This is a genomic window from Pseudomonas sp. Teo4, assembly GCF_034387475.1.
Lineage (GTDB): Bacteria > Pseudomonadota > Gammaproteobacteria > Pseudomonadales > Pseudomonadaceae > Aquipseudomonas.
This window is the reverse complement of sequence record NZ_JAXCIL010000001.1, coordinates 2751852-2769523: the sequence shown is the minus strand read 5'-3', so window position 1 is coordinate 2769523 and position 17672 is coordinate 2751852. Positions and strand designations below refer to the sequence as shown.

General features: G+C 62.4%; 15 protein-coding genes. 2 read left to right on the top strand and 13 right to left on the bottom strand.

The window, feature by feature from the left end; genetic code table 11:
* Nucleotides 1-3: 3 nt before the first annotated feature.
* The 12 genes from nuoJ to PspTeo4_RS12370 all read right to left on the bottom strand — a co-directional run bounded on the left by nuoJ (nt 4) and on the right by PspTeo4_RS12370 (nt 13793).
* Nucleotides 4-504: an NADH-quinone oxidoreductase subunit J gene (gene nuoJ / locus PspTeo4_RS12425; RefSeq protein ID WP_322364058.1), complete on the bottom strand. Its 501-nt coding sequence runs from the start codon at nt 502-504 to the stop codon at nt 4-6.
* Between the two features lie 10 nt (nt 505-514).
* Nucleotides 515-1063 carry an NADH-quinone oxidoreductase subunit NuoI gene (gene nuoI, locus PspTeo4_RS12420; RefSeq protein WP_003251442.1) on the bottom strand — a complete coding sequence of 183 codons (549 nt, stop codon included), beginning with the start codon at nt 1061-1063 and terminating at the stop codon, nt 515-517.
* Nucleotides 1064-1074: 11 nt separating this feature from the next.
* Entirely contained in the window at nt 1075-2082 is a 1008-nt protein-coding gene (nuoH, locus tag PspTeo4_RS12415) for an NADH-quinone oxidoreductase subunit NuoH (protein ID WP_322364057.1), read from the bottom strand.
* A complete protein-coding gene (gene nuoG, locus PspTeo4_RS12410) occupies nt 2079-4793 on the bottom strand; it encodes an NADH-quinone oxidoreductase subunit NuoG (protein WP_322364056.1) in 2715 nt (904 codons plus the stop codon). The genes nuoH and nuoG overlap by 4 nt, the downstream gene beginning before the upstream one ends.
* A gap of 130 nt (nt 4794-4923) precedes the next feature.
* Complete coding sequence (nuoF, locus tag PspTeo4_RS12405) at nt 4924-6288, bottom strand: NADH-quinone oxidoreductase subunit NuoF (protein ID WP_322364055.1); 1365 nt, start codon at nt 6286-6288, stop codon at nt 4924-4926.
* The gene (gene nuoE / locus PspTeo4_RS12400) at nt 6285-6782 is read right to left on the bottom strand and encodes an NADH-quinone oxidoreductase subunit NuoE (RefSeq protein ID WP_003251433.1); all 498 of its coding nucleotides are present in this window, start codon (nt 6780-6782) and stop codon (nt 6285-6287) included. The genes nuoF and nuoE overlap by 4 nt, the downstream gene beginning before the upstream one ends.
* Before the next feature lie 2 nt (nt 6783-6784).
* Nucleotides 6785-8566 (bottom strand): NADH-quinone oxidoreductase subunit C/D, encoded by a 1782-nt coding sequence (gene nuoC, locus PspTeo4_RS12395; RefSeq protein ID WP_322364054.1) that lies wholly within the window; start codon nt 8564-8566, stop codon nt 6785-6787.
* 79 nt (nt 8567-8645) lie between these two features.
* Nucleotides 8646-9323 (bottom strand): NuoB/complex I 20 kDa subunit family protein, encoded by a 678-nt coding sequence (locus tag PspTeo4_RS12390; protein WP_027920598.1) that lies wholly within the window; start codon nt 9321-9323, stop codon nt 8646-8648.
* 10 nt (nt 9324-9333) lie between these two features.
* The gene (locus tag PspTeo4_RS12385) at nt 9334-9747 is read right to left on the bottom strand and encodes an NADH-quinone oxidoreductase subunit A (protein ID WP_011534614.1); all 414 of its coding nucleotides are present in this window, start codon (nt 9745-9747) and stop codon (nt 9334-9336) included.
* 384 nt (nt 9748-10131) lie between these two features.
* Nucleotides 10132-10794, bottom strand: coding sequence for a lysoplasmalogenase (locus tag PspTeo4_RS12380; protein WP_322364053.1), 663 nt, complete (start codon nt 10792-10794; stop codon nt 10132-10134).
* Nucleotides 10795-11238: 444 nt separating this feature from the next.
* A complete protein-coding gene (gene aceA, locus PspTeo4_RS12375) occupies nt 11239-12564 on the bottom strand; it encodes an isocitrate lyase (RefSeq protein WP_008096174.1) in 1326 nt (441 codons plus the stop codon).
* A 494-nt stretch (nt 12565-13058) separates the two neighbouring features.
* Nucleotides 13059-13793: a secretin N-terminal domain-containing protein gene (locus PspTeo4_RS12370; RefSeq protein WP_322364052.1), complete on the bottom strand. Its 735-nt coding sequence runs from the start codon at nt 13791-13793 to the stop codon at nt 13059-13061.
* On the opposite strand from PspTeo4_RS12370, the gene PspTeo4_RS12365 reads away from it, so the two are divergent.
* Both PspTeo4_RS12365 and PspTeo4_RS12360 read left to right on the top strand, forming a co-directional pair.
* Entirely contained in the window at nt 13792-13962 is a 171-nt protein-coding gene (locus PspTeo4_RS12365; protein ID WP_322364051.1) for a hypothetical protein, read from the top strand. The two genes, PspTeo4_RS12370 and PspTeo4_RS12365, sit on opposite strands and share 2 nt — an antisense overlap.
* Nucleotides 13959-15401 carry a SulP family inorganic anion transporter gene (locus PspTeo4_RS12360; protein WP_322364050.1) on the top strand — a complete coding sequence of 481 codons (1443 nt, stop codon included), beginning with the start codon at nt 13959-13961 and terminating at the stop codon, nt 15399-15401. The genes PspTeo4_RS12365 and PspTeo4_RS12360 overlap by 4 nt, the downstream gene beginning before the upstream one ends.
* A gap of 136 nt (nt 15402-15537) precedes the next feature.
* Here the strand turns inward: PspTeo4_RS12360 and fusA are convergent, their stop codons facing one another.
* Nucleotides 15538-17649: an elongation factor G gene (fusA, locus tag PspTeo4_RS12355; protein ID WP_322364049.1), complete on the bottom strand. Its 2112-nt coding sequence runs from the start codon at nt 17647-17649 to the stop codon at nt 15538-15540.
* Between the last annotated feature and the right edge of the window lie 23 nt (nt 17650-17672).

Genomic DNA, 17672 nt, shown 5'->3' with positions numbered 1-17672 from the left:
GATTTACTCCTTCGCCTCGTTGCGGCCCAGGTGGAAGGCGGTGACGGCTGCGGCGAGCAGCAGCATCGAGGCCAGTTCGACCACCAGCAGGTAAGGCCCGAACAGGCTGATGCCCACGGCCTTGGCGTCCACGGTGGTACCGCTGATGGCTGCGCCGCTCGGGGCGACGAACAGCACGTACAGCAGCTCCAGCAGCAGCAGCGCGGCGAGGATCACCGGCCCTGCCCAGATACCGGGCTTGAGCCAACCCCTTTCCTGGGCGACCGAGGCCGGCCCCAGGTTGAGCATCATCACCACGAACACGAACAGCACCATGATGGCGCCGGCGTAGGCGATCACTTCCAGGGCGCCAGCGAATGGCGCACCCAGGGCGAAGAAGATCATTGCCACGGAAATCAGCGAAATGATCAGGTAGAGCAGGGCGTGCACGGGGTTGGTGCCGGTCACCACCCGGAGGGTGGAGACCACGGCGATCCCGGATGCGAAGTAGAAAGCGAATTCCATCTTTCTGTCCTTATGGGAGCAAGCTCTTCACGTTGATCGGCTCGGCTTCGTTCTGCGCAGAGCCTTTCGGCTTGCCAGCGATGGCCATACCCGCAACACGGTAGAAGTTGTAGTCAGGGTTCTTGCCGGGGCCGGAGATCAGCAGATCTTCCTTCTCGTACACCAGGTCCTGACGCTTGAACTCGGCCATTTCGAAATCCGGAGTCAGCTGGATCGCGGTGGTCGGGCACGCCTCTTCGCACAGGCCGCAGAAAATGCAGCGCGAGAAGTTGATGCGGAAGAACTCAGGGTACCAACGCCCGTCCTCGGTCTCGGCTTTCTGCAGCGAGATGCAGCCAACCGGGCAAGCCACCGCGCAGAGGTTGCACGCTACGCAGCGCTCCTCGCCATCGGGGTCGCGGGTCAGGACGATGCGGCCGCGGTAGCGCGGCGGCAGGTACACGGGTTCTTCCGGGTATTGCAGGGTGTCGCGCTTGCGGAACCCGTGGGAGAACACCATTGCCAGGCTGCGCAGCTGGGTGCCGGTGCCCTTAACGATGTCGCCGATATACTTGAACATGGGTCAAATCCTCACTGGGCCGCGACGGCTGGCGTGTTGTAGAGCACGATCGCAGCGGTCACCAGCAAATTGATCAGGGTCAGCGGCAGGCAGAACTTCCAGCTGAAGTCCATCACCTGGTCATAGCGTGGGCGCGGAATCGAGGCGCGCAGCAGAATGAACAGCATGATGAAGAACGCGGTCTTCAGGGCGAACCACAGGAACGGAACCTGTGGCAGCAGGCCGAACGGGCCGTGCCAGCCGCCGAAGAACAGGGTCACCAGCAGTGCCGAGATCAGGATGATGCCGATGTACTCACCGACGAAGAACATGCCCCATTTCATGCCGGCATATTCAATGTGGTAACCGTCGGCCAGTTCCTGTTCCGCTTCCGGCTGGTCGAACGGGTGACGGTGAGTCACGGCGACGCCAGCGATGAAGAAGGTGCAGAAGCCGAAGAACTGCGGAATGATGAACCACAGGTTCTGGGCCTGGTATTCAACGATGTCGCGCATGTTGAACGAACCCACCTGAACCACCACGCCCATCAGCGCCAGACCCAGGAACACTTCGTACGACACGGTCTGAGCCGAAGCACGCAAGCTGCCCAGCAGGGCGTACTTGTTGTTCGACGACCAGCCGGCGAACAGCACCGCGTAGACCGAAAGACCCGCCATGGCGAAGAAGAACAGCAGGCCGATGTTCAGGTCCGCCACGCCCCACAGCGGGGTGATCGGGATCACGCAGAAGGCGATCAGCAGGGCGCTCATGGCCACGACCGGCGCCAGGGTGAAGATCATGCGATCGACGAAGGGCGGGTTCCAGTCTTCCTTGAAGAACATCTTCAGCATGTCGGCGGCGATCTGGAACATGCCGAACGGGCCGACACGGTTCGGACCGTAACGGTCCTGCCACCAGCCCAGCAGACGACGCTCGACGAAGCTGAGCAGCGCGCCGCAGACCACCACCGCGAGCAGGACCACGACGGCCCGGACCACGGTGAGGATCACATCGATCACTTCGGGGGTGAACCAGCTCATTGTGCTGCCTCCTGCAGACCTTCGACGGATGCACCGAAGATGGCAGGCGGAATGCCGGCCAGGCCTTTGGGCAGGGCAACCAGGCCAGCGCCCAGTTCTTCATTGATACGCAGCGGCAGGCGCAGCGACACACCGGCGACGTTCAGGCTCAGCAGCGCGCCGTCGTTGACACCCAGGCGGTCGGCTTCGGACTTGGCCAGGGCCACGTAGGCAGCCGGGATGCGTTCCTGCACCGGAGCGGCGCGCGACGAGCTTTCCTCGCTGCCGAACAGGTGGAAGAACGGTACCGCGGTCCAGGTGCCACGGGCCGGGCTGAAGGCACCCGGAATGGCGGTGAACCAGTTGAGCTTGTCGCCTTGCGACTCGATCAGGCGAACGCCTGGGTCGCCAGCGCGCAGGTGGCCACCGACCTCGTCCTGAAACTTGTTCCAGGCTTGCGGCGAGTTCCAGCCCGGCGACCAGGCGAACGGCACCTGCTGACGCGGTTCGGCCGAACCCGAGTAACCTTCCATCGAGAAGGCGAACGCGGTGTCCTTGTCTTGTGGAGTACGCGGCTCGTGCACGCTGATGTTGGCGCGCATGGCGGTACGGCCGGAGTAGCGCAGCGGCTCACGGGCCAGCTTCATGCCCTTGATGCGGAACGCAGCGCTTGGTGCGGCGTTGACGATACCGGACAGTTGCGGCGCGGCTTCGGCGCAGGCGCTGGTGACGTGGTCCAGCTGGGTCCAGTCGACCGGCTTGTTCAGCAGGGTGGCACGCAGGGCGTGCATCCAGCGCCAGCCTTCGTGGATCTGGATGCTGCTGTCCAGGTATTGCGGGTCGAACACCTGGAAGAAGCGCTGGGCACGGCCTTCCTGGCTGACCAGGGTACCGTCGCCTTCGGCGAAGGAGGCGGCCGGCAGCACCAGGTGGGCGCGGTCGAGCGTGGCGGTCTTGGAGTGGTCGGCGACGATCACTACCTTGGCGGCGGCCAGGGCTGCGTCGACCTTGGCGGCCGGTACGCGGGCGTACAGGTCGTTTTCCAGGACCACGATGGCGTCGGCCTTGCCGCTGATGACTGCGTCCAGCGCTGCGTCGACGGATTCACCACCCATCATCGCCATGCCCAGGCTGTTGGCCTCAGGCACGACCAGGCTCAGCGAACCGTTCTTCTCGCGCAGTTTCAGGGCCTTGGCGATGTTGGCGGCGGCTTCGATCAGCGCCGGGTCGGCCAGCGAGGTACCGGCGACCACCAGCGGGCGCTTGGCAGCGACCAGGGCGTCGGCGATGCGCTGGGCCAGGGCTTGTGCTTCCTGATCCAGGCCAGCTACGGCAGGGGCGCTCGGGTCGATGGCGTGGGCCACGGCGAAACCGATGCGGGCCAGGTCCGCCGGGGCGGCGTGCACGCACTCTTCGGCAACGTCGTCCAGCTTGGTTTCAGCCAGCGAAGCAATGAACAGCGGGTACAGCGCGTGCTGGCCGATGTTCTTCACCGCAGCGTCCAGCCAAGGCTGCACTTTCATGGCCTCGGCCATGGCTTCGGCCTTGCCTTTGGTGGCCTGGCGTACAGCCAGGGCGACGCGGGCAGCGGTCTGGGTCAGGTCTTCACCGAGCACGAACACGGCGTCGTGGTCTTCGATGTCGCGCAGGGTCGGTACTGGCAGCGGGCTGTTGTTCAGCACGTTCAGGGCCAGGCGTACGCGAGCCAGCTCACCGGCTTCCATACCCGAGTAGAAGTAGTCGGCGCCGACCAGCTCACGCAGGCCGTAGTTGCTTTCCAGGCTGGCGCGTGGCGAGCCGATACCGACGATGGTGCGGCCGCGCAGCAGGTCGGCGGCCTTGTCCAGGGCGGCGTCCAGGCTCAGCTTGGTGCCATCGGCCAGCAGTGGCTGACGTGGACGGTCCTTGCGGTTGACGTAGCCGTAGCCGAATCGGCCGCGGTCGCACAGGAAGTACTGGTTCACCGAACCGTTGAAACGGTTCTCGATCCGACGCAGTTCGCCGTAGCGCTCGCCCGGGCTGATGTTGCAGCCGCTGGAGCAACCGTGGCAGATGCTCGGGGCGAACTGCATATCCCACTTGCGGTTGTAGCGCTCGGAGTGGGTCTTGTCGGTGAACACACCGGTCGGGCAGACCTCGGTCAGGTTGCCGGAGAACTCGCTTTCCAGCACGCCGTCTTCAACGCGACCGAAGTACACGTTGTCGTGGGCGCCGTAGACACCCAGGTCGGTGCCGCCAGCGTAGTCCTTGTAGTAGCGCACGCAGCGGTAGCAGGCGATGCAGCGGTTCATCTCGTGGGCGATGAACGGGCCGAGGTCCTGGTTCTGGTGGGTACGCTTGGTGAAACGGTAGCGGCGCTCATTGTGGCCGGTCATTACCGTCATGTCCTGCAGGTGGCAGTGACCGCCTTCCTCGCACACCGGGCAGTCGTGCGGGTGGTTGGTCATCAGCCACTCGACGACGCTGGCGCGAAACGCCTTGGACTCGTCATCGTCGATGGAGATCCAGGTGCCGTCGGAGGCAGGGGTCATGCAGGACATGACGATACGACCACGGGTGTCGTTCTCGTCGGTGTACTGCTTGACCGCACATTGCCGGCAGGCGCCGACGCTACCGAGCGCCGGGTGCCAGCAGAAATAAGGGATGTCGAGGCCGAGCGACAGACAGGCCTGTAACAGGTTGTCCGCACCGTTGACTTCGAGCGCTTTGCCGTCTACGTGGATAGTGGCCATGGTTCAAAGTTCTTCGTTGGCCCGCGTGAGCGGGCGTGGCTAATGGAAATCGGTGGGCCTGCGGCTCGCGTCAAACATGCGCGTGCCTGCGAGGCCGGCGGGTGGCACGGACCACCCGCGTTTCATCTTGTTATGCGCCGACCACAATCGGCTTCGCCAGATTCGGGCGCAGGGCGTCGGCAGCACTTGCTGGTGCGACACCGGCCTCGAATTCCGAGCGGAAGTATTTGATGGCACTGCCCAAAGGCTCGACGGCACCCGGTGCGTGAGCACAGAAGGTGCGGCCTGGGCCGAGGAAGTTGACCAGACCCAGCAGGGTCTCGATGTCTTCGGCGCGGCCCTGGCCTTTCTCCAGTGCGCGCAGCATTTTCACGCTCCACGGCAGGCCGTCACGGCACGGGGTGCACCAGCCGCACGACTCGCGGGCGAAGAACTCTTCCATGTTGCGCAGCAGCGAGACCATGTTGATGCTGTCGTCGACCGCCATGGCCAGGCCAGTACCCATACGGGTGCCAACCTTGGCGATGCCACCGGCGTACATTTGCGCATCGAGGTGCTCGGGCAGCAGGAAGCCGGTACCGGCGCCGCCAGGCTGCCAGCACTTGAGCTTGAAGCCGTCGCGCATGCCACCGGCGTAGTCTTCGAACAGCTCGCGGGCGGTGACGCCGAACGGCAGTTCCCACAGGCCCGGGTTCTTCACCTTGCCGGAGAAGCCCATCAGCTTGGTGCCGTGGTCTTCGCTGCCTTCGCGGGCCAGCGACTTGTACCAGTCGTTGCCGTTGGCGACGATGGCCGGGACGTTGCACAGGGTCTCGACGTTGTTCACGCAAGTCGGCTTGCCCCATACGCCAACGGCGGCAGGGAAGGGCGGCTTGGAGCGCGGGTTGGCGCGACGGCCTTCCAGCGAGTTGATCAGTGCGGTTTCTTCACCGCAGATGTAGCGACCGGCACCGGTGTGCACGAACAGCTCGAAGTCGAAGCCCGACCCGAGGATGTTCTTGCCCAGCAGGCCTGCGGCCTTGGCTTCGTCGATGGCGCGGTTGAGGTTTTTCGCCGCGGTGGTGTATTCGCCACGCAGGAAGATGTAGCCGCGGTAGGCCTTCAGGGCGCGGGCGCTGATCAGCATGCCCTCGACCAGCAGATGGGGCTGTTGCTCCATCAGCATGCGGTCCTTCCAGGTGTTCGGCTCCATTTCGTCCGCGTTGCACAGCAGGTAGCGGATGTTCATGGATTCGTCTTTGGGCATCAGGCCCCACTTCACGCCAGTGGGGAAGCCCGCGCCACCACGGCCCTTGAGGCCGGAGTCCTTGACGCTCTGCACGATGTCGTCGGCGGACATCTGCGCCAGCGCCTTGCGCGCGGCAGCGTAGCCGTTCTTCGATTCGTACTCGGCCAGCCAGACCGGCTCGCCATCGTCACGCAGGCGCCAGGTCAGCGGGTGGGTTTCGGCCGAACGCGCGATGCGGTTGGCCGGGCCGAAGGAAGTAATGGTCATACGTAACCCTCCAGCAGTTTGGAAACGCCAGCCGGCTGCACGTCGCCGAAGGTGTCGTCGTCGATCATCAGTGCCGGGGCCTTGTCGCAGTTGCCCAGGCAGCACACCGGCAGCAGGGTGAAGCGGCCGTCGGCGGTGGTCTGACCCAGGCCGATGCCCAGTTCGCTCTGGATCTGGCTGACCACGGACTCGTGGCCACCGATGTAGCAGACCATGCTGTCGCAAACGCGGATGATGTGGCGGCCGACTGGCTGACGGAAGATCTGGCTATAGAACGTAGCCACACCCTCGACGTCGCTTGCCGGGATGCCCAGTACTTCGCCGATGGCGTGGATGGCGCCGTCCGGCACCCAGCCACGCTCCTTCTGGACGATTTTCAGGGCTTCGATGGACGCCGCGCGCGGGTCCTCGTAGTGATGCATCTCGTGCTCGATGGCCGAGCGCTCGGTTTCGCTCAGGGCGAAACGGTCGGTTTGGATAAGCGTGCTGTTCATGCTTAGCGGTCCACGTCAGCCATAACGAAGTCGATACTGCCCAGGTACGCGATGAGGTCCGCGACCATGCTGCCTTTGATCACCGAAGGGATCTGCTGCAGGTGCGGGTAGCTCGGGGTACGGATCCGGGTGCGGTAGCTCATGGTGCCGCCATCGCTCGTCAGGTAGTAACTGTTGATGCCCTTGGTCGCCTCGATCATCTGGAACGACTCGTTGGCCGGCATGACCGGGCCCCACGAGACTTGCAGGAAGTGCGTGATCAGGGTCTCGATGTGCTGCAGGGTGCGCTCTTTCGGCGGCGGCGTGGTCAGCGGGTGATCCGCCTTGTACGGGCCTTCCGGCATGTTGCGCAGGCACTGGTCGATGATGCGGATACTCTGGCGCATCTCCTCGACGCGGACCATGCAGCGATCGTAGGCATCGCCGTTGTGGGCCAGCGGTACTTCGAACTCGAAGTTCTCGTAGCCGGAGTAGGGGCGGGCTTTACGCAGGTCGAAGTCGCAACCGGTGGCACGCAGGCCGGCACCGGTGGTACCCCACTCCAGGGCTTCCTTGGTGTTGTACGCGGCAACGCCGATGGTACGGCCCTTGAGGATGCTGTTCTGCAGGGCAGCCTTGGTGTACTCGTCCAGGCGCTTGGGCAGCCACTCGACGAAGTCCTTGACCAGCTTGTCCCAGCCGCGCGGTAGGTCGTGGGCAACGCCACCGATGCGGTACCAGGCCGGGTGCAGGCGGAAACCGGTGATCGCTTCGATCACGGTGTAGGCGCGCTGGCGGTCGGTGAAGGTGAAGAACACCGGGGTCATGGCGCCGACGTCCTGGATGTAGGTACCCAGGAACAGCAGGTGGCTGGTGATACGGAAGAATTCGGCCAGCATCACGCGGATGGTGTCGACCTTCTGTGGCACCTTGATGCCCGCGAGCTTTTCAACCGCCAGTACGTACGGCAGGTTGTTCATCACCCCGCCGAGGTAGTCGATACGGTCGGTGTAGGGAATGAAGCTGTGCCAGGACTGGCGCTCGGCCATCTTCTCGGCACCACGGTGGTGGTAGCCGATGTCCGGTACGCAGTCGACGATCTCTTCACCGTCCAGCTGCAGCACGATACGGAAAGCACCGTGGGCCGAAGGGTGGTTCGGGCCGAGGTTGAGGAACATGTAGTCCTCGTTGGCGCCGTGACGCTTCATGCCCCAGGCTTCCGGGTTGAAGCGCGCCGATTCCTCTTCAAGCTGCTGTTTGGCCAGGGTCAGGCTGTAGGGGTCGAACTCGGTGGCACGGGCTGGGTAGTCCTTGCGCAGCGGGTGACCTTCCCAGGTCGGCGGCATCATGATGCGGCTCAGGTGCGGGTGGCCGGCAAAGTCGATGCCGAACATGTCCCAGACTTCGCGCTCGTACCAGTTGGCGTTGGGCCAGATACCGGTCACGGTCGGCAGGTTCAGGTCGCCTTCGCTGAGCGACACCTTGATCATCACATCGCTGTTACGTTCGATCGACAGCAAGTGGTAGAACACGCTGAAGTCGGCAGCTGGCAGGCCACGGCGCTGGGTGCGCAGGCGCTCGTCGACGCCGTGCAGGTCGTACAGCATGCTGTAGGGCTTGGCGACGCCGCGCAGGAAGCTCAGCACTTCTTTGAGCTGGGCGCGCTTGACCCACAGCACGGGCATGCCGGTGCGGGTTTCCTGGGCGACGAATGCTTCGGCGCCAAAACGGTTGTGCAGTTCGACGACCACATCCTGGTCGTCAGCCTTGTAGGGCGGAATGAAAATAGCGTTGTCCGCTGTCATGGTCTCGGTCGCTTTGGGTCAACGTTAAGAATGAAGCCAGGCCGCCGGCTCCTTCGGGAGCGGGCGGCAGGTCGCTGGATCAGACTTCGTCGGGGCTGCGCAGGTTGGTTACCGCAATGCGCTGTTCACGACGCAGGTCTTTCTGGGCTGGCATCTCGGCACGGTAAATACCTTGATCACCAACGACCCAGGAAAGCGGGCGTCGTTCTTGGCCGATCGACTCCTGCAGCAGCATCAAGCCTTGCAGGAAAGCCTCAGGGCGTGGCGGGCAGCCAGGCACATAGACGTCCACGGGGAGGAACTTGTCGACCCCCTGAACGACCGAGTAGATGTCGTACATGCCGCCGGAGTTGGCGCACGAACCCATGGAGATGACCCACTTAGGCTCGAGCATCTGCTCGTACAGACGCTGGATGATCGGCGCCATCTTCACGAAGCAGGTACCGGCAATGACCATGAAGTCGGCCTGACGCGGCGAGGCCCGGATGACTTCGGCGCCGAAGCGGGCGATGTCGTGGGGTGCCGTGAAGGCCGTGGTCATTTCCACGTAGCAGCAGGACAGGCCGAAGTTGTACGGCCAGAGGGAGTTCTTGCGACCCCAGTTGACCGCGCCACGCATTACATCTTCAAGCTTGCCCATGAAGATGTTCTTGTGGACCTGGTCCTCGAGCAGCTGGTCGGTGACGGTTTCCCGATCACCTACCGGGTACTGCTCGTTGGGCGCATCCGGATCGATTCTGGTGAGATTGTATTGCATTGCCAAAGCCTCATTGTTTCAGCTTCGCTTGCCGCTTGCGGCGACCTTCGGGAGCCCAATCAAGTGCCCCGACGCGCCATAGGTAGACAAGACCAGCCAACAGAATTGCTATGAAAACGAGTGCTTCGACGAATCCGGTCCAGCCGCTTTCGCGGACGGACACAGACCATGCATACAGGAATAGGGCTTCGATATCGAAGATCACGAACAGCATCGCGACCAGATAGAATTTGGCGGACAGGCGCAGGCGGGCGCTACCGACGGGCAGCATGCCGGATTCGAAGGGTTCGTTCTTGGCGCGGCCCCAGGCCTTGCTACCGAGCAGGCTGGACAGGCCGAGCATGAAGGCACACAGGCCGACGACACCCAGAAGGAAGATGGCAAAGCCCCAGTTGTGGGCGATGAGTCCTGCCGAATCGGACATGCTAGAAATCCTTATAAACAGAGACCTAGCTCTGCAGTCTGAAATTAAGTAGAGCGGCGACTTGGTGTCGCAGGTGCAGTGACCAAATGTCGCAGCTGAATCAATCGGGCTGATTTTATGGGTAAACCCGGTGCAAGTAAAATTTCCGTTGCAAATTTATTCGTAGGATTAAGAACAAAAAGCGTGCGTAACTGGCTGAAAGCCTTGAGATTCGGGGATTGCGTACGGTTTTGTTAATTATGTTTCTTGCGAGTGGTAACGAATTACAAACTTCGTAATGATAATTAATATCATTTAACCTGATACCTGTAATTTGCTCTGTTCTGAGTCTTGTAAAGTTCATCTGGCGATTCCCCCTACTTGCAAATGCGAAAGACTCTTGTTCTAGCAGCTTCCCGCGCCGCGTGCACCGCTCTGGATCAATACTTTATCGGTTGCGCCGTGACGTGCTGACGAAGCGATCGCCCACTGACCGAGCCAATAGGCGAGGATGATCAGGTACGGTGCTGCCGCGAACGGGCTGACGAAGCGGTCGATGCCGATCAGGCTGTCGGAGAACACGAACAGGCAGGCACCCAGCGCGGCGGCACCGCCGCAGGCCAGTGCGCGCCAGAGCATGGCGCTGATGGCCAGGGCATACACTGCGACAGGGATCAGCAGCGGGCCGAGGCCATGGCTGGCGAGGACTGCGAACAAGATGATGCCGGTGATGGCGCTCAGCAGCAGGGCTGGCAGGGCGGGTTGCAGTGTGCTGCTGCAGTAGGCGCGCAGGTAGGCCAGGTGGGCGCAGAGGAAGGCGACCAGGCCGAAGACGAACAGGTCGGCCGGGATGGCCAGCAGGATGTCGCCGATGACTGAAAAGGCCAGGCCGATGCTGATCCAGTTGCGGTAGGGGGTGGCGGGGGCGCTGCGTAGCCAGGCGATCAGGGCCAGCACCGGAATGGGTTTGGCCAGCAGGGCGAGCAGGGTGTTGTCGCTTGCCAGTGCATATATATAGAGGGCAGCGGCGGCCAGGGCGGCGATGGTCAGGTGGCTTGGACGAGGCATGGGCGGTCCTTGCTGCTGGGCTGTCCTCAAGCATAGACCTGATTTAGCGGGTTGTTGGTGATGCGCCTGGGAATGTGTGACGGCTGCTATGGGTATGGCGATAGCGATTCAATGTCTGTGGGATCGAGCGCCGCCCGCGCGGCGCATCGCGAGCAAGGCTCGCTCCTACGTTTGTTTACGGCCAATAACGCCTGTGAAAGGCGCGCGCGACCGCCATGTGTGTACGGCTCGATATCCAGCCATGCGCCAAGGCGTGCGCGCGCAAATTCCACAGGTATAACTGGCCCGAAACAAACGTAGGAGCGAGCCTTGCTCGCGATGCGCCGCGCGGGCGGCGCTCGGTCTCACGGACGCTATAGATCCACCGCCGGAAGTCTAACCGCCGTTACACATTAAAAAGCCTGGAATCCTCTCGAATCCCAGGCCTCTGTCAGCAACCCACTATCAGTGGAACTGCTCTTCCTCGGTCGAGCCAGTCAGTGCGGTCACCGACGAAGCGCCACCCTGAATCACGGTGGTCATGTCGTCGAAGTAGCCGGTGCCGACTTCCTGCTGGTGCGCAACGAAGGTGTAGCCCTTGCTGGCATCGGCGAACTCTTGTTCCTGCAGCTTCACGTAGGCGGTCATGTCGTTGCGGGCGTAGTCGTGCGCCAGGTTGAACATGCCGTGCCACATGTTGTGGATACCGGCCAGGGTGATGAACTGGTGCTTGTAGCCCATGGCCGACAGCTCGCGCTGGAACTTGGCGATGGTCGCGTCGTCCAGGTTCTTCTTCCAGTTGAAGGAAGGCGAGCAGTTGTACGACAGGATCTGGTCTGGGTATTCCTTCTTGATCGCTTCGGCGAAACGACGTGCTTCGTCCAGGTCCGGCTTGGCGGTTTCGCACCAGATCAGGTCGGCGTACGGCGCGTAGGCCAGGCCGCGAGCGATGGCCTGGTCGAGGCCGGCGCGTACCTTGTAGAAGCCTTCACGGGTGCGCTCGCCGATCACGAACGGCTGGTCGTACGGGTCGCAGTCGCTGGTCAGCAGGTCGGCGGCGTTGGCGTCGGTACGGGCCAGGATGATGGTCGGTACACCCGACACGTCGGCAGCCAGTCGCGCGGCAACCAGTTTCTGCACGGCTTCCTGGGTCGGTACCAGTACCTTGCCACCCATGTGGCCGCATTTTTTAACCGAGGCCAGCTGGTCTTCGAAGTGCACGCCGGCAGCGCCCGCTTCGATCATGTTCTTCATCAGCTCGTAGGCGTTCAGTACGCCGCCGAAACCGGCTTCGGCGTCAGCCACGATTGGCGCGAAGTAGTCGATGTAGCCATCGTCGCCTGGGTTCTTGCCGGCTTTCCACTGGATCTGGTCGGCGCGGCGGAAGGCGTTGTTGATGCGCTTGACCACGGTCGGTACCGAGTCGACCGGGTACAGCGACTGGTCGGGGTACATCGACTCGGCCGAGTTGTTGTCGGCAGCAACCTGCCAGCCGGACAGGTAGATGGCCTGGATGCCGGCTTTAACCTGCTGCACTGCCTGGCCGCCGGTCAGGGCGCCCATGCAGTTGACGAAATCTTTTTCTGGGCGGAAGGACGGGTGGGCACCTTCGGTGACCAGCTTCCACAGTTTTTCTGCGCCTTGGCGAGCAAAGGTGTGCTCTGGCTGCAGCGAGCCACGCAGGCGAACGACATCGGCGGCGGTGTAGGTACGGGTCACGCCTTTCCAGCGCGGGTTCTCGGCCCAGTCTTTCTCGAGGGCTGCAATTTGCTGTTCGCGTGTCAGTGCCATGGAAATAAACCTCGTCGCATCGATCTTGGGGTAATTGTGCTGATGCTCGGGCAGCGATCAGAAGCCTGACGGCGGTCCTGCTCGGCGGGGATTGCGCGGCTGACGAGGAAGGCTCGAAGGGGAAGGGGGCTGCAGCATGGACAAGATGTGGCGGCAGGTTGGCTCGTGGATGCCTTGCTGCGGTGCGACATGGCTTGCCTGGTGACTGCGGTGATGCGCTTCCGTCCCTCGGGACAACTTCTTCGTTGCAGTCGCAATCCCGTCGAACCGCCTTGTGGGCCGTATGGACACGAAGCGCCTCCAGGGGTGGGAGGAGCACGCTTCGAAGACCCTTGCCAGGGCCTCTGATTAGCGGGAGCGAGGCCATCATGCCCTTGGGAAAAAGTGCCTGTCAAATGTTTTGTAGTGCTTTTTTCTACTTACTACATCTTTGGTCTAATGCGACTTGCTGGTCAGTTTCAAGGCCTTTGGTCGAGGCCTTGATTTGCCTGGGATCAGTCAAGAAGGTCGACTTTGACGCGCAAAGTCATGTTTTCCCCGCGCTGGGTACTGTAGGTGAGGGTTGACGGGTTGCGCTCGGACTGACTGTCCTGATTGAAACCCGCCACAGTGATCCACTCGCCGAGCTTTCCGGTGACCGTCGTGTCGGTACTTTGCACTTTCACTACATCGGCACGTTCCTGGCTGATGCGGTCATTATTGGTGCTGATTTGCAGACGAACCGTGTCGCCGCTCAGGCTCGGGGTGACGTAGAAACCTTGGGTCACATTGCGGTATTCGGTGTTGCTCTGGAAGCCGCCATAACCATCGGTGCTGGTGCTGGTGACCGGAATGCTCTGGCCAATCTGGATCAGCGCGGCCTTGCCTTCGCTGGCCTGGATTTGCTGCATGCCGCCGTCACGGTTGCTGGTGCCGTACTGGATGATGCGCGCGTTGCCGCGGTTGTCCTGGAAGTTGTGGTCGGTGTTGTCGACGCTGATGAGCAGGCGCTTGGGCGCCGTGTCCAGCTGTTGCAGCAGCGAGCGCAGGTCATTGATGCGCTCGGGGCTGGCATTGACGATCAGCTTGTTCTCGAACGCGCTGACGGTGCCGTCCCTGCCGAGAAACGACTGGGCGGTGGGTAGCAGTTCGGCGCTGCTGCGATGCTGCAGCGGCAGCACTTCGGTGGCGGCCTGGGCGGTGAGGCTGGCAGCCATCAGCAAGGAGGCGATGAGGGGGCGTAGCGGCATGTCCATGATCTCCGCGGGTGGAATGATCATGATGGCAAATTTGTTCGGATTGTGCCGGGTCTGGGTCACAGGATATGCGCAGTGGTGGCTGCTGCAGGGCAAATTCCGTAACATCGCGGCCCTTGTTTTCTGCATCGCCCCCTCGGGGAACCCCACAGGATTTTTATGAAACCCGCACGACTTCGCGCCGATGTGCTTGCCGGCCTCACCACCTCGTTTGCTTTGGTGCCCGAATGCATCGCCTTTGCCCTGGTGGCTCATCTAAACCCGCTCATGGGTCTGTATGGCGCATTCATCATCTGCACCCTGACTGCCTTGTTCGGTGGTCGTCCCGGCATGATCTCCGGCGCCGCAGGCTCCATGGCGGTGGTGATCGTCGCTTTGGTGGTGCAGCACGGTGTGCAGTACCTGCTGGCCACTGTGCTGCTGGGCGGGGTGGTGATGATCCTGTTCGGGGTGTTGCGCCTGGGCAAACTGGTGCGCCTGGTGCCGTACCCGGTCATGCTGGGCTTTGTGAACGGTCTGGCGATCGTCATTGCCCTGGCGCAACTGGAGCACTTCAAGCAGGGCGAGCAATGGCTCAGTGGCTCGCCGCTGTACCTTATGGTCGGGCTGGTGGCGTTGACCATGCTGGTGGTTTACGTATTGCCCAAGCTGACGCGTGCTGTTCCCCCTGCACTGGTCGCCATCCTTGGCGTTGGTTTGCTGGTGTACCTGCTGGATCTGCCAACCCGCACTCTCGGCGATATGGCGCACATTGCCGGTGGGCTGCCGCAGCTCGCCTTGCCGGATGTGCCGTGGAACCTTGAAACGCTCAAGATCATCGCCCCCTACGCCCTGCTGATGGCCATGGTCGGCCTGCTGGAAACCTTGCTCACCCTCAACCTGACCGATGAAATCACCGAGAGCCGTGGTTTCCCGGACCGCGAATGTGTGGCGCTGGGCGCTGCCAACATGGTGTCTGGCCTGTGCGGTGGCATGGGCGGCTGCGCGATGATCGGGCAGACCGTGATCAACCTGAGTTCCAATGGCCGTGGTCGTTTGTCCGGTGTGGTGGCCGGCGTGATGATTCTGTTGTTCGTGCTGTTCCTGTCACCCCTGATCGAGCGGATTCCGTTGGCGGCGCTGGTCGGGGTGATGTTCGTGGTGGCCCAGCAGACCTTCGCCTGGGCGTCCTTGCGTGTGCTGAACAAGGTACCGGTGAGCGATGTGCTGGCCATCATCGCGGTGACGGTGGTCACCGTGTTTACCGACCTGGCCACGGCGGTGCTGTTCGGCATCGTCATCGCGGCGGTCAATTTTGCCTGGCAGCATGCGCGGGAGCTGTATGCCGACAGCCATGACGATGGCGAGGGCGGCAAGCGTTACCAGGTGCACGGCACGTTGTTCTTCGCCTCGACCACGCCGTTTCTCAACCAGTTCGACCCGGCCAATGACCCGGCCAAGGTGACCTTGGATTGCCAGCACCTGAGCTTTGTTGACTACTCGGCGGTTGCGGCGTTGAAGACCTTGCGCGAGCGCTATGCCAAGGCGGGCAAGCAATTGCGCGTGGTGCATCTTTCCGAGCGCTGCAAGAAGCTGCTGAAGCGGGCCGGTGAGCAGCCTTGAATGAGGCTATTGCCTAACGAACGCATTCGCGGGTAAACCCGCTCCCACAGTTGCGCCACTGCCCTTGAGGCCAGCGCTGTGCCTGTGGGAGCGGGTTTACCCGCGAATGCAATAGCTTAGGTTCATAGCAGCCGGGCTATTCCCCGCGACTCTTCTTCACAATGCCATCGGCAATGCTCGCCGGAGCCTCGGCATACTTGGTGAACTCCATCGAGAAACTGGCCCGCCCCTGGGTCATCGAGCGCATCGACGTGGCATAGCCGAACATCTCGCCCAGTGGCACCTCGGCCCGGATCACCTTGCCTGCAGGCGTCTCGTCGCCATCCTGAATCATCCCGCGGCGTCGGCTCAAGTCGCCCAGAATGTCACCCTGGTACTCCTCGGGTGTGACCACCTCGACTTTCATCACCGGCTCCAGCAGCACCGCGCCGCCTTTCTGCGACAGCTGCTTGGTGGCCATGGAGGCGGCGATCTTGTAGGCCATCTCGTTGGAGTCGACGTCGTGATAGGAACCGTCAAACACTGCGGCCTTGAGGTTGATCAGCGGGTACCCGGCCAGAACGCCGTTCTTCATCTGCTCTTCGATGCCTTTCTGGATGGCCGGAATGTATTCGCGTGGTACCACGCCGCCGACGATCTCGTTGACGAACTCCAGGCCTTCCTTGCCCTCGTCACCAGGGGCGAAGCGGATCCAGCAGTGACCGTACTGGCCACGCCCGCCAGACTGACGCACGAAGCGGCCTTCGATTTCGCAGGTGTTGCGGATTTTCTCGCGGTAGGCCACCTGCGGCTTGCCGATGTTGGCCTCGACGTTGAACTCGCGGCGCATGCGGTCGACGATGATGTCCAGGTGCAGTTCACCCATGCCGGAGATGATGGTCTGGCCCGTTTCCTCGTCGGTTTTCACCCGGAATGAGGGGTCTTCCTGGGCCAGCTTGCCAAGGGCGATGCCCATCTTTTCCTGGTCGGCCTTGGTTTTCGGCTCGACGGCCACCGAAATCACCGGGTCGGGGAAGTCCATGCGCTCGAGGATGATCGGCTTGTCCATGTCGCACAGGGTGTCGCCGGTGGTGACGTCCTTCATGCCGATCAGCGCGGCGATGTCGCCGGCGCAGACGTCCTTGATCTCGGCGCGCTGGTTGGCGTGCATCTGCACCATGCGGCCGATCCGTTCTTTCTTGCCCTTGACCGAGTTGAGCACCGCATTGCCGGAGCTGAGCACGCCGGAATACACCCGGGCGAAGGTCAGGGTGCCAACGAACGGGTCAGTGGCGATCTTGAACGCCAGGGCCGAGAACGGTTCGTTGTCGTCGGCATGGCGCTCCAGGTGCTTCTCTTCGTCATCCGGGTCGGTGCCCCTGATCGCCGGGATTTCCGAGGGGGCGGGCAGGTAGTCGATGACCGCGTCGAGCATCAGCGGCACGCCTTTGTTCTTGAACGATGAACCGAGGATGGTCGGTACGATCTCGTTGGCGATGGTGCGTTGGCGCAGCGCTGCCTTGATTTCGTCGGTGGTCAGCTCTTCGCCTTCGAGAAACTTCATGGTCAGTTCGTCATTGGCTTCGGCCGCCGCTTCGATCATGTGCGCACGCCATTCATCCGCCAGCGCTTGGAGCTCTGCGGGGATGTCTTCTTCGCGGTAGCTGGTGCCCTGGTCGGTGTCGTTCCAGTAGATGGCCTTCATCTTCACCAGGTCGATCTGCCCAACGAAGTTTTCCTCGCTGCCAATCGCCAGCTGGATGGGCACCGGGTGGTGGCCCAGGCGCTGGTCGATCTGTTTGACCACGCGCAGGAAGTCGGCGCCCTGGCGGTCCATCTTGTTGATGTAGGCCAGGCGCGGCACGTGGTACTTGTTGGCCTGGCGCCACACCGTCTCGGATTGTGGCTCGACCCCATCGGCGCCGCTGAACACCACCACCGCACCATCGAGCACGCGCAACGAACGCTCCACCTCGATGGTGAAGTCGACGTGGCCGGGGGTGTCGATGATGTTGAAGCGGTACTTGTGGGCGAACTGCTTGGTCGAACCCTGCCAGAAGGCGGTGGTGGCGGCCGAGGTGATGGTGATGCCGCGCTCCTGCTCCTGGGCCATCCAGTCCATGGTGGCGGCGCCGTCATGCACCTCGCCCATCTTGTGGTTGACCCCGGTGTAGAACAGGATGCGTTCCGTGGTGGTGGTCTTGCCGGCATCCACGTGGGCGACGATGCCGATATTGCGGTACAGCTCGATGGGCGTTGTACGGGCCATGACGGACTACCTGCGGATGAGCG

What these genes read in the sequence shown, in the direction of transcription:
- PspTeo4_RS12390 (WP_027920598.1), bottom strand. Translation starts at nt 9,323, where the DNA reads ATGCAATACAATCTCACCAGAATCGATCCGGATGCGCCCAACGAGCAG.
- PspTeo4_RS12360 (WP_322364050.1), top strand. Translation starts at nt 13,959, where the DNA reads ATGAAACCCGCACGACTTCGCGCCGATGTGCTTGCCGGCCTCACCACC.
- nuoF (WP_322364055.1), bottom strand. Translation starts at nt 6,288, where the DNA reads ATGACCATTACTTCCTTCGGCCCGGCCAACCGCATCGCGCGTTCGGCC.
- nuoH (WP_322364057.1), bottom strand. Translation starts at nt 2,082, where the DNA reads ATGAGCTGGTTCACCCCCGAAGTGATCGATGTGATCCTCACCGTGGTC.
- PspTeo4_RS12385 (WP_011534614.1), bottom strand. Translation starts at nt 9,747, where the DNA reads ATGTCCGATTCGGCAGGACTCATCGCCCACAACTGGGGCTTTGCCATC.
- PspTeo4_RS12380 (WP_322364053.1), bottom strand. Translation starts at nt 10,794, where the DNA reads ATGCCTCGTCCAAGCCACCTGACCATCGCCGCCCTGGCCGCCGCTGCC.
- fusA (WP_322364049.1), bottom strand. Translation starts at nt 17,649, where the DNA reads ATGGCCCGTACAACGCCCATCGAGCTGTACCGCAATATCGGCATCGTC.
- nuoC (WP_322364054.1), bottom strand. Translation starts at nt 8,566, where the DNA reads ATGACAGCGGACAACGCTATTTTCATTCCGCCCTACAAGGCTGACGAC.
- nuoI (WP_003251442.1), bottom strand. Translation starts at nt 1,063, where the DNA reads ATGTTCAAGTATATCGGCGACATCGTTAAGGGCACCGGCACCCAGCTG.
- nuoG (WP_322364056.1), bottom strand. Translation starts at nt 4,793, where the DNA reads ATGGCCACTATCCACGTAGACGGCAAAGCGCTCGAAGTCAACGGTGCG.
- aceA (WP_008096174.1), bottom strand. Translation starts at nt 12,564, where the DNA reads ATGGCACTGACACGCGAACAGCAAATTGCAGCCCTCGAGAAAGACTGG.
- PspTeo4_RS12365 (WP_322364051.1), top strand. Translation starts at nt 13,792, where the DNA reads ATGTCCATGATCTCCGCGGGTGGAATGATCATGATGGCAAATTTGTTC.
- nuoJ (WP_322364058.1), bottom strand. Translation starts at nt 504, where the DNA reads ATGGAATTCGCTTTCTACTTCGCATCCGGGATCGCCGTGGTCTCCACC.
- nuoE (WP_003251433.1), bottom strand. Translation starts at nt 6,782, where the DNA reads ATGAACAGCACGCTTATCCAAACCGACCGTTTCGCCCTGAGCGAAACC.
- PspTeo4_RS12370 (WP_322364052.1), bottom strand. Translation starts at nt 13,793, where the DNA reads ATGCCGCTACGCCCCCTCATCGCCTCCTTGCTGATGGCTGCCAGCCTC.